Origin of the sequence: Rhodoferax sp. (assembly GCF_010365055.1) — a bacterium.
Taxonomy (GTDB): domain Bacteria; phylum Pseudomonadota; class Gammaproteobacteria; order Burkholderiales; family Burkholderiaceae_C; genus Rhodoferax.
In genome coordinates this window covers 1-10,079 of record NZ_JAAFHA010000113.1, presented here as the reverse complement: position 1 = coordinate 10,079, position 10,079 = coordinate 1, and the positions used below count along the sequence as shown (strand labels likewise).

Here is a 10,079-nt window from a genome sequence, read left to right as displayed (position 1 = left end):
TTCTCCTTCTAAAGGTTGCAGATTGACTTCCAAACCCAATCTTGGCACTTGATGCCGTTACCGGGAAGCGGGAAGTCCCTTCGTATTCGTGTAACATGCACGAGCAGCTATCAACTCAATAGTGACGTTTTTTGCAGCGCGATCAGCTCGCTGATACCTTGTTCGGCCAGTGCCAGCAGGGCATCCATCTCCTGGCGCGAAAATGCCGCGCCCTCGGCCGTGCCCTGCACCTCCACAAAATGACCGCTCCCGGTCATCACCACATTCATGTCGGTGTCGCAGGCCGAATCCTCGGTGTATTCCAGATCAAGCAGGGGCATGCCATTGACGATGCCGACCGAGATGGCGGCGACATGGTCGCGGATTGGCGACTGCTGCAGCTTGCCCTGCGCCAGCAACCCGGTCACCGCGTCCTGCGCTGCCACAAAGGCGCCGGTGATGGCCGCCGTGCGCGTGCCGCCGTCGGCCTGCAAGACATCGCAGTCGAGGTGAATCGTGCGCTCACCGAGCAGGCCCAGGTCAAACACCGAGCGCAGAGCGCGACCAATCAGACGCTGAATTTCCTGGGTGCGCCCGCTTTGCTTGCCGCGCGCCGCTTCGCGCTCGTTACGGCTGTGGGTGGCACGCGGCAGCATGCCGTACTCGGCCGTCACCCAGCCCTGGCCGCTGCCCTTTTTGTGCCCCGGCACCTTTTCTTCGACCGACGCGGTGCACACCACCTTCGTGTTGCCGAACTCGATCAACACCGAACCTTCGGCGTGCATGGTGTAGCCGCGCTGAATTCTGACTGCTCGCAGCTGGTTGACAGCGCGTGCGCCGACTCTCGAAATTTGATGCATGGTGAAATGGTGCGCTTAGCCGCTCTTTTTGACCGCCGAGCGGCGAATGGCTTCGTTGATTTCAGCGATGGAGCGCTCAATGGCCGCATCGTCCAGGTCTTCCAGCGTCGCATCCAGCGTATCGGCCTGAAACGTTGAGGCAAAAAAACCATCGCTGAGCGTGTCAGTTGAGATACTGCCGCGGGTTGATTCAAAGCCATCCGGCATTTCCCACTCAAGCGCGATGCAGGTCACATTGTCGCTTTTGTCGCCGGCCGTGCGCAGCGCGCGTTCCACCATCTCGGGCACGGCCTCACTGACCGGTTTTTGCGCCAAATGATCCACAATGTCGGCGTCACTGAGCCGGTCCCACAGGCCGTCTGAGCAGAGCATCAGCTTGTCACCCTGTTGCAGTGCAACCGGCCCGGCGAGGTCAAACACCGGCTTCGTGGGTGAACCCAGGCACGTAAACAGGACATTGCGATTGATACGCTCCGCCGATTTCATGCCGGCGGTAGCGGCCCGGTGCTGCTCCAGAAACGAGTGATCGCGGGTGCGCGCCAACAGTTCGCGCTGGCGCACCAGGTACAGGCGGGAATCGCCACAGTGGATCCAGCTCACCGCCCCATCCTGCACCAGGGCCACCACCACCGTCGTGCGCGGCGTATCGAGCATGCCATTTTGAATGGCATGGCGCAAAATCTGACGGTGCGCCGTCAATACCGCAGCGGTCAAAAACGCGGCAATGTCATCGATTTTTGGCTGCGCCTCTTTCTGGTACAGGGCCGCGATGGTCTGCAAAGCCAGCTGCGCCGCGACCTCGCCTTGCGGATGGCCGCCCATGCCATCTGCCAGAAAAAAAATGCCGGATGCGCGCGTGTAGCAATAGCCCATGCGGTCTTCGTTTTTTTCTCGCGAGCCTTTGCGGCTGATTTGAAAGATAGAAAATTTCATTTGATTTTCGCGTCAGAGCGGGTCGCTTTGTGGACGCTCTTTTTCGTGTCTGACACCATGGTGTCGAATTGAAGTCGGACTTTTTCGGTCACACTCAATTTGGTGTATCGACGCTCGCCCGCGCGGCTCAGCTCTTTTTGCAAAGCAAACACCGACTGCGGCCGCGACAGGGGATCGAGCGACATGCACCACTCCACCACCTCGATCAGATTGTCAGAGTAAACACCGCGCAAGCGCGTGAGCGCCATGGCAATGCGGTCCTTTTCGATCCGTTGCGGTGCCTCATTGGGCGGGTAGCCCAGCATGCAGGCATAAATACAGGCGCCAATGGCGTAAATATCAGTCCACGGCCCCATGGGGGCATCGCGTCGGTACATCTCAGGCGCGGCAAAGCCAGGCGTGTACATGGGACGAATGAAGTTACCCTCCTTGCTCAACACTTCACGTGCCGCACCGAAGTCAATCAGTATCGATTTGTTGTCATCCGTGATAAAGACATTGGCCGGCTTGATGTCCAGATGCAGCATCTTGTGCTGATGAACAATGCGCAGACCGCGCAGAATTTCATCAAACAAAGAGCGAATGGTTGACTCCCGGAACACTTTGGCCTGCTTGAGGTCGCGCGCTGTGACGATGAAATCCTGCAGCGAGGCGCCCTCCAGATAATTCATCACCATGTAAACGGTTTCATTCTCCCGGAAGAAATTCAGCACACTCACCACGGACGGGTGGGATATTTGCGCCAGCGAGCGGCCCTCTTCAAAAAAACTCTTGAGTCCAAGCCGGTACAAAGACAATTTTTCCGGCTGCACCTGTGGCAGCAGTTCGCCCGCAACGCGAGTCGTCAGCGCCGACGGCAGGTACTCTTTGATGGCGACTTGCAGCCCCTCGCCATCTTCAGCCAGATAGACCACGCCAAAGCCACCCGCTGCGACTTTGCGGACCACGCGGTAACCACCGATCAGGGTATTGGGCGCTAAGGGTGCAGGTCTGACCTTTGACATAAATATTGGGTGAACTTCAATGGGGCTGGCAGGAACCGGGTTATTCTTGGACCCATTTCATTGATCAAAGAGTCTCCATGTCAGTTTACAGCATGACTGGTTATGCCAGTGCCCAACACAGCAGCGCCCGCCCCAGTTCTGAGGCCGAGTCGAAAAGTGCGCCGCCCAGTCATCTTGGACTCGAGATCCGCTCCGTCAACAGTCGTTTTCTGGACCTGTCGTTCAAGCTGCCCGAAGAACTCAGGCAATATGAACCGGTGCTGCGCGAGCTGCTGGTCAGCCGTCTCAAGCGCGGCAAGGTCGAGGTGCGCGCCGCTGTTGAAAGCAATGTCCCGAGTAGCGTGGTCGACCCCACGCCCAGGCTGCTGCAGCGTCTCAACGCGGTACAGGACAACGTCAAAGCCTGGCTGCCCAATGCCGCGCCCTTGAGCGTGGCGGACGTCATGCGCTTGGCGGCCGGCGAGCTCGGTGCGGCTTGCGACTGGAGTGAAACCATTCTGACGCTGGGCCGCCAGGCCTTGGAAGAGCTGCTCAGTGCCCGCGAGCGCGAGGGCGCACGGCTCGCCGCCATGCTGATCGAGCGCCTCGGTCAGATCCGTGCGCTAGCCGCACTGGCCGTGCCGCTGGTGCCGCAATTGGTGGCGCAGCAGCGCCAACGCTTTCTGGATCGATGGCAGGAGGCCATGGCCTTGACCGATGGCAGCACGCTGCCGGAGGCCGCGCAGGACCGGGCCTTGACTGAAGCCACTGCTTTTGCGATTCGCATTGACGTCGCCGAAGAAATCACCCGCATCCAGTCGCACCTGGATGAAATTGAACGCCTGATCAGGCACGGTGGCGAGCTGGGCAAGCGTCTTGACTTCCTGATTCAGGAGCTGCACCGCGAAGCCAACACGCTGGGCTCCAAATCGGCAGCCCTGGAGCTGACCCATATTTCGGTGGACATGAAGGTGTTGATCGAGCAAATGCGCGAACAGGTGCAAAACATAGAATAGCGCCCTGGCTTCTCGCCGCACGCAACCGCTGCTTCTTGCGAAACTGACTCTTATGGACTACCCCGGAAATTTATTTGTTGTGGCCGCCCCCAGTGGGGCGGGTAAATCAAGCCTCGTGAAAGCGCTGCTGGAGCTCGACTCGCACGTTCAACTCTCGGTCTCACACACCACGCGCGCCCCGCGCGGACAAGAAAAACACGGACGCGAATATTTTTTCGTCTCCGAGCAGGAATTCGACGCCATGGTGAAAGCCGATGCGTTTGTGGAATGGGCTGCGGTGCACCAGCACCGCTATGGCACCTCCAAGAGAGCGATTGAAGAGCGCATGGCCCAAGGGGCCGATGTGGTGCTTGAAATCGACTATCAGGGCGCATTGCAGATCAAGAAGCTGTTTGCCAATGCCGTCAGCATCTTCATACTGCCGCCGAGCTGGGAAGAGTTGCGCGCGCGCCTGGAGCGCCGTGGTGAAGATTCGGCCGACGTCATTGCGCTTCGACTCAAAAACGCAGCGATTGAAGTGGCGCAAGTGCATAAATTTGACTTCGTTATAATCAACGAGTTGTTTGATCGTGCGCTTTTTGATCTGAAAGCGATTGTTCATTCCCAGCGACTCAAGTTCTCGGCGCAGCGTCGCGCTCGGGCTGAAACGTTCAAAGCACTGCATATTTTCTAGTGCACCCCCTTGGTCTTTCGGAGAATTTCATGGCCCGTATTACTGTCGAAGACTGCCTTGAGCAGATCCCCAATCGTTTTCAGCTGGTGCTGGCGGCGACTTACCGTGCACGCATGCTGAGCCAGGGCCACGCGCCCAAGGTGGACTGCAAAAACAAGCCCGCCGTCACCGCCCTGCGCGAAATCGCCGCGGGCAAAATCGGCCTGGAGATGCTGAAAAAAGTGCCTCTTTGACGATTTTTTTCTGATTCCAAAAAGGCACCGTTTTCGGTGCTTTTTTATTGGTGGGGCGCAAAGCGCTGGCGGCACGCTATATTCACGGGGTGAGTAACGTTGTCAAGCCCAACTCCAGCAAGAAACCAGCCGCGGCGGGACTGCGGCCTGCGGCCGACTTGCCGAGCCCGGCGGCCGTCAACGCGGCCGCGGCCAGTTTTGCCGGCCTGACGGCCAAGCTCGACTACCTGTCAGTTCCCGATCTGGCGCAGGTGCGCCTGGCGTACCGCTATGCCGACCAAGCCCATTTGGGACAACTGCGCAACAGCGGCGAACCCTACATTACCCACCCGATTGCCGTCGCCGCCCAATGCGCCGACTGGAAGCTCGACGCCCAGGCACTGATGGCGGCGCTGCTGCATGATGCGCTGGAGGACTGCTGCGTCACCAAGGTTGAGCTGATCGAGCGCTTCGGCTCGCCGGTGGCCGAACTGGTGGACGGCCTGACCAAGCTCGACAAGCTGCATTTCAGTACGCGCGAAGAAAACCAGGCCGAGTCGTTTCGCAAAATGCTGCTGGCCATGGCACGCGACGTGCGCGTCATCCTGATCAAGTTGGCGGATCGAACCCACAACATGCGCACGCTGTCGGACGCTCCGCGCGACAAATGGGCACGCATCGCGTCCGAGACGCTCGACATCTACGCACCGATTGCCCATCGCCTGGGGTTGAACCAGACCTACCGCGAACTCCAGAACCTGGCGTTTCGCTATCTGCGCCCCTGGCGTTACGCGGTTTTGTCCAAGGCGGTGACCAAGTCGCGTGGTCGTCGACGCGATCTGATTCAAAAAGTACATGAAGAAGTGGACACGGCTTTCGCCAACAGTGGCATGGACGTGCGCATCGCCGGTCGCGAGAAAACCTTGTATTCGATTTACAAGAAGATGGAGGAGAAGCACCTCACATTTGCCCAGGTCACAGACATCTATGGTTTTCGGATTCTGGTGCCCAGCGTGATTGACTGCTATACCGCGCTGGGCACCTTGCACCAGCTCTACAAGCCGGTGCCCGGCAAGTTCAAGGATCACATTGCCATTGGCAAGCTCAATGGCTATCAGTCGCTGCACACCACCTTGGTCGGCCCGTCCGGGGTGAATGTGGAGTTTCAGATACGCACCGAGGCCATGCACCTGGTGGCCGAGTCAGGGGTTGCCGCGCACTGGTTGTACAAAGTCAATACCCCGCAAGGCACCGGCGACTGGCTGGGTTCCAAGTGGCTGCAATCGCTGCTCGACATCGAAGATGAAACACGCGATGCCGCCGAGTTTTGGGATCACGTCAAGGTCGACCTTTTCCCGGATGCGGTCTATGTTTTTACGCCCAAAAGTCAAATCATGGCACTGCCCAAAGGAGCCACGGTGGTGGACTTTGCCTACGCGATTCACAGCAATGTCGGCGACCGCACACTGGCCGCGCGCATCAATGGCGAACAGGTGCCCTTGCGCACCGAGATCAAAAATGGCGATGTCATTGAAATTGTCACCGCGCCGGGCGCCGCCCCCAACCCAGCTTGGCTCGGCTTTGTCCGCACGGCGCGGGCGCGCTCAAAAATTCGCCAGCACCTGAAGACACTGGCCCAAACCGAATCTGAGGACCTGGGCGAAAAAATGCTGGCGCAGGCGCTGCGCGCCGAAGGCATTGAAAAATTGCCAGACGATACCGGCAGCAATCGGCTGCTATGGGAGAAGTTACTGCGTTTTAGCGGCAACAAGAGCATGTCCGAGTTATTTCTGGACCTCGGCTTGGGCAAACGCATTGCCGGCATCGTGGCCAAGCGTTTGCTGACCCTGCTGACCGACCGGGGCGAAAAGCCGGATGCCTTGTTGCTCACGCGCGAGCGTTACACCACCAACGAAGCGGTCGCACAAGGCGGCGTCGTGCTCGATGGCAGCGAAAGCGCCTCCATCCGCTTCGCACCGTGCTGCGGACCGGTGCCGGGCGACGCCATTGTGGGTTACCTGGGGCGGGGCGAAGGCTTGCTGGTTCATGCAGCGGACTGCGCCGTGGCCCAGAAGCTCAAGCTCAAAGACAGTGAGCGCTTTATTGACGTGCAATGGTCGGACGAGCCGGTTCGCCCCTTTGAAACCGAGGTCCGTGTGACCGTCATCAATGGCCGCGGCGTGTTGGCCCGGGTCGCTGCCGCCCTGGCTGCAGCCGAGGCCGACATCATTCACATCGACATGGAAGATGAAGCCGCCCAGGACGCCACTGATTTGCGCTTTGTGCTTGCCGTGCGCGACAGCAAGCAGCTCGAAGCCGCCTTGAGCAATCTCCGAAGAACGCAGTCTGTCCTCAGGGCCCAACGGGCCAAAAGCGTCCAATAGGTTGTTGTAGCGGCTCAGACCTGAGGCGCCGGATAGTCGACGCCCGTCACCTCAATTTCGACCTTTCCGCGCGGCGTCAGCAACTGCAATTCATCGCCGACGCGCGCTTGCAGCAGGGTGCGGGCAATCGGCGACACCCAACTGACTTGGCCCTGAGCACTGTCGGCCTCGTCGATGCCCAAAATGGTGACGCTGCGCGCCGTGCCTGTGGCCTCCACATAGCTCACATGCGCACCAAAGAATATCTGCTCACTGCCATGGTGCAGCGCCGGGTCGGTCACTTGCGCGATTTCAAGCCGCTGGGTCAAAAAGCGGATGCGCCGGTCAATCTCGCGCAAGCGTTTTTTGCCATAGATGTAGTCGCCGTTCTCCGAGCGGTCGCCATTGCTGGCGGCCCAGTAGACCGCCTCCACGACCTGGGGCCGCTGGTTATCGATCAAATCAAGCAATTCGCCGCGCAGCCGGGCGTACCCTTGCGGTGTGATGTAATTTTTGCCACCGGCGGGTAGCGAAGGCAAGCCAGGCGGCGCCTCGTCCTCGTCGGCGTCATCGGTCTCTTTGGTGAATGCTTTGTTCATGGCGCAACCACCGGCGGGTCCGGCCAGTGGTTCAGGTCAGCAGCAACCTCAGGCGAAATTAGCCTCAGCAAAACCCCAATTGACCAGCTTGTCAAAAAAGACTTCAACGTATTTTTGACGCAGGTTGCGGTAGTCGATGTAATAGGCGTGCTCCCACACGTCGACTGCCAGCAGCGCTTTGTCGGCACTGGTCAACGGCGTGCCGGCCGCGCCCATGTTGACGATATCGACCGAACCATCGGCCTTCTTCACCAGCCAGGTCCAGCCCGAGCCGAAGTTGCCCACGGCCGACTTGACGAAGGCCTCCTTGAAGGCAGCGTAGCTGCCCCATTTGGCATTGATGGCGGCTGCCAGCGCACCGGTGGGTTCACCACCGCCCTGGGGCTTCATGCCGTTCCAGAAAAAGGTGTGGTTCCACACTTGCGCGGCATTGTTGTAGATGCCGCCACTGGCTTTCTTCACGATCTCTTCGAGCGTCATGCTCTCAAATTCGGTGCCTTTTTGCAGATTGTTGAGGTTCACGACGTAGGCGTTGTGGTGCTTGCCGTAGTGGTACTCCATCGTTTCCTTGGAGTAGGCGGGGGCCAGTGCGTCAATCGCGTATGGCAAGGCGGGCAGGGTATGTTCCATGATGTCCTCTTGAGTTTGTTGTTGGAGATCCGCAATTGTAGAAACTTTGCTCACGTCGAGGGGGCTACCGTCAAATCAACCGCGCCGTCGGCAAGGGTGGCGCGCAGGGCCTGACCCGGCCAGGTTTGCTGCACGCTGCTGATGCCGACCCCGTCCGGCGTGGTCAACCAGGCGTAGCCGCGCTGCAACACCAGGTGCGGATCGAGCAAGCCCAGCCGCAGCGCCGCGCGCTGCAAACGCTCGTCTTGGCGCTGCAGGCCACGCTGCGCTGCGGTGGGCAAAGCCAGCTGCAGCCGCTGCAGGGCTTGTGCCTTCTGCTGCACAAAGTGCGTTGAGGCCAATTGCAGGCGCTGCGCGCTGTTGGATAAGCGCAGGCGCTGACGCCCGACCAACGCCGACGGTCGCCCAAAACGCGATGCCGTCAGGTCCAGCCGTTGGCTTTGCTGATCCAGACGCCGCGTCACGCTACGCTGCAGGCGCTGCGCCGCCGCATCAAGCGCGCCCAGCCAAACTTGCTGCGGCTGCGCCACCAACTCGGCCGCCGCCGTGGGCGTGGGCGCACGCAGATCCGCCACGAAATCGGCGATGGTGAAGTCGGTCTCATGGCCGACGCCGCAGATGACCGGCACCGGACTCTGGGCCAGGGTCTGCGCCAACTGCTCATCATTGAAAGCCCACAAGTCCTCCATCGAACCACCGCCACGCACCAGCAAGATGACGTCGATGCACGGCACAGCAGAGGCACTCTTTTTTGTCAATTTTTTCACAAAATCAGGCTCTAGCCACCGTCCCTCTTGGGTGAGTAGATATAAGTTTGATAGTGCTTGAATCAACTCGCTAGGGGCGCTGCTGCCTTGCACCGTGGCCGGGAAAACGAGCACCGGGATGTGGGGCGTGCGTCGCTGCAGCGTCGTCACGACATCGTGCAGCGCAGCGGCACCGAGCGAGGTCACCACGCCAATGCCACGCGGCAGCAGCGGCAGCGGGCGCTTACGCTCGGGCGCAAACAGCCCCTGGGCTTCGAGCTTGGCCTTGAGCTGGAGAAACTGCTCAAACAGCGCACCCTGCCCGGCCCGGCTCATGCTCTCCACAATCAACTGCAGATCGCCACGCGCCTCATAGACCCCCAGGCGGCCACGCACTTCGACGAGCTCGCCGTCGCGCGGCGAGAAGTCCAACGAGCTGGCGGCGCGGCGAAACATGGCGCAGCGAATCTGAGCACTTTCATCCTTGAGGGAAAAGTAACAATGTCCGCTCGACGCGCGCGAGAAACCCGAGAGCTCGCCGCGCACGACGACCGGATTGAAGCGGGCGTCGAGCGCATCGGCGATGGCGCGGCAGAGTGCGCCAATCTGCCAGATGCGGGGCGTCACAGCGGGGAGTTTGGCTTCAATCATGGGAAGTACCCGGACTGCCACCAGCGCGCCACCGCGCAATGCTCCACAGCACCAAATAAGCTTCGCGGCCAGCGGCAAAAACTGCTGGAAAGCCTGATGTCGTGGTGCAAGTCGTTGATTTCATTGTATTTTCTACTGCCTAAATTGTCATCGATCTGTCGCAAGCCCCAGCCCATGCGGCCCGGCGGCACCTCAGCCGCCAGTTTTGCACAAAGTTATCCACAGATTCTGTGGGTGACTGGCTCAAACGCCCAGGCACAGCAATATTGATGCCTGACTGATGAAGTCTGGGAAATCGGCACGTGCGCCATAATTGCGCCGCACTTCATCTGCGCGGAGACCCCATTTGTTTTCAATCATACAAGCCGCAGGCTGGCCGATCTGGCCGCTGGTTGCCTGCTCTATCCTGGCCATGGCGCTCGTCATTGAGCGCT

10 protein-coding genes and 1 pseudogene are annotated in these 10,079 nt (G+C 59.8%); 5 read left to right on the top strand and 6 right to left on the bottom strand.

Going from position 1 to position 10,079, the window contains the following annotated elements; all coding sequences use genetic code 11:
* Positions 1 to 110: 110 nt before the first annotated feature.
* Genes rph through GZ093_RS18135 form a run of 3 tightly spaced genes read right to left on the bottom strand, consistent with a single transcriptional unit; the run spans position 111 to position 2,776 of the window.
* Positions 111 to 839, bottom strand: a complete 729-nt coding sequence (gene rph, locus GZ093_RS18145) for a ribonuclease PH (protein ID WP_296488731.1) — start codon at positions 837 to 839, stop codon at positions 111 to 113.
* 15 nt (positions 840 to 854) lie between these two features.
* A complete protein-coding gene (locus tag GZ093_RS18140; protein ID WP_296488728.1) occupies positions 855 to 1,772 on the bottom strand; it encodes a PP2C family serine/threonine-protein phosphatase in 918 nt (305 codons plus the stop codon).
* Positions 1,769 to 2,776, bottom strand: coding sequence for a serine/threonine-protein kinase (locus GZ093_RS18135; RefSeq protein WP_296488726.1), 1,008 nt, complete (start codon positions 2,774 to 2,776; stop codon positions 1,769 to 1,771). Before GZ093_RS18135 ends, GZ093_RS18140 begins: the two co-directional genes overlap by 4 nt.
* Before the next feature lie 77 nt (positions 2,777 to 2,853).
* Here GZ093_RS18135 and GZ093_RS18130 point away from each other — a divergent pair, with 77 nt between their 5' ends.
* From GZ093_RS18130 to GZ093_RS18115, 4 genes are all read left to right on the top strand, one after another.
* Positions 2,854 to 3,771: a YicC/YloC family endoribonuclease gene (locus GZ093_RS18130; RefSeq protein WP_296488723.1), complete on the top strand. Its 918-nt coding sequence runs from the start codon at positions 2,854 to 2,856 to the stop codon at positions 3,769 to 3,771.
* A 52-nt stretch (positions 3,772 to 3,823) separates the two neighbouring features.
* Positions 3,824 to 4,444 (top strand): guanylate kinase, encoded by a 621-nt coding sequence (gmk, locus tag GZ093_RS18125; RefSeq protein WP_296488720.1) that lies wholly within the window; start codon positions 3,824 to 3,826, stop codon positions 4,442 to 4,444.
* A 29-nt stretch (positions 4,445 to 4,473) separates the two neighbouring features.
* The gene (gene rpoZ / locus GZ093_RS18120) at positions 4,474 to 4,677 is read left to right on the top strand and encodes a DNA-directed RNA polymerase subunit omega (protein ID WP_011465420.1); all 204 of its coding nucleotides are present in this window, start codon (positions 4,474 to 4,476) and stop codon (positions 4,675 to 4,677) included.
* 140 nt (positions 4,678 to 4,817) lie between these two features.
* Positions 4,818 to 7,040 (top strand): bifunctional (p)ppGpp synthetase/guanosine-3',5'-bis(diphosphate) 3'-pyrophosphohydrolase, encoded by a 2,223-nt coding sequence (locus tag GZ093_RS18115; protein ID WP_296488734.1) that lies wholly within the window; start codon positions 4,818 to 4,820, stop codon positions 7,038 to 7,040.
* A 14-nt stretch (positions 7,041 to 7,054) separates the two neighbouring features.
* On the opposite strand, the gene greB is transcribed toward GZ093_RS18115, so the two are convergent.
* From greB to xseA, 3 genes are read right to left on the bottom strand one after another with little or no spacing between them, the layout of a single operon-like run.
* Positions 7,055 to 7,618, bottom strand: a complete 564-nt coding sequence (gene greB / locus GZ093_RS18110; protein ID WP_296488712.1) for a transcription elongation factor GreB — start codon at positions 7,616 to 7,618, stop codon at positions 7,055 to 7,057.
* Positions 7,619 to 7,666: 48 nt separating this feature from the next.
* The gene (locus GZ093_RS18105; RefSeq protein WP_296488710.1) at positions 7,667 to 8,248 is read right to left on the bottom strand and encodes a Fe-Mn family superoxide dismutase; all 582 of its coding nucleotides are present in this window, start codon (positions 8,246 to 8,248) and stop codon (positions 7,667 to 7,669) included.
* Positions 8,249 to 8,298: 50 nt separating this feature from the next.
* Positions 8,299 to 9,645 (bottom strand): exodeoxyribonuclease VII large subunit, encoded by a 1,347-nt coding sequence (gene xseA, locus GZ093_RS18100; RefSeq protein ID WP_296488708.1) that lies wholly within the window; start codon positions 9,643 to 9,645, stop codon positions 8,299 to 8,301.
* Between the two features lie 346 nt (positions 9,646 to 9,991).
* On the opposite strand from xseA, the pseudogene GZ093_RS18095 reads away from it, so the two are divergent.
* Positions 9,992 to 10,079 (top strand): annotated as a pseudogene (locus tag GZ093_RS18095) (MotA/TolQ/ExbB proton channel family protein); the annotation flags it as partial.

What these genes read in the sequence shown, in the direction of transcription:
- rph (WP_296488731.1), bottom strand. Translation starts at nt 839, where the DNA reads ATGCATCAAATTTCGAGAGTCGGCGCACGCGCTGTCAACCAGCTGCGA.
- GZ093_RS18140 (WP_296488728.1), bottom strand. Translation starts at nt 1,772, where the DNA reads ATGAAATTTTCTATCTTTCAAATCAGCCGCAAAGGCTCGCGAGAAAAA.
- GZ093_RS18135 (WP_296488726.1), bottom strand. Translation starts at nt 2,776, where the DNA reads ATGTCAAAGGTCAGACCTGCACCCTTAGCGCCCAATACCCTGATCGGT.
- GZ093_RS18130 (WP_296488723.1), top strand. Translation starts at nt 2,854, where the DNA reads ATGTCAGTTTACAGCATGACTGGTTATGCCAGTGCCCAACACAGCAGC.
- gmk (WP_296488720.1), top strand. Translation starts at nt 3,824, where the DNA reads ATGGACTACCCCGGAAATTTATTTGTTGTGGCCGCCCCCAGTGGGGCG.
- rpoZ (WP_011465420.1), top strand. Translation starts at nt 4,474, where the DNA reads ATGGCCCGTATTACTGTCGAAGACTGCCTTGAGCAGATCCCCAATCGT.
- greB (WP_296488712.1), bottom strand. Translation starts at nt 7,618, where the DNA reads ATGAACAAAGCATTCACCAAAGAGACCGATGACGCCGACGAGGACGAG.
- GZ093_RS18105 (WP_296488710.1), bottom strand. Translation starts at nt 8,248, where the DNA reads ATGGAACATACCCTGCCCGCCTTGCCATACGCGATTGACGCACTGGCC.
- xseA (WP_296488708.1), bottom strand. Translation starts at nt 9,645, where the DNA reads ATGATTGAAGCCAAACTCCCCGCTGTGACGCCCCGCATCTGGCAGATT.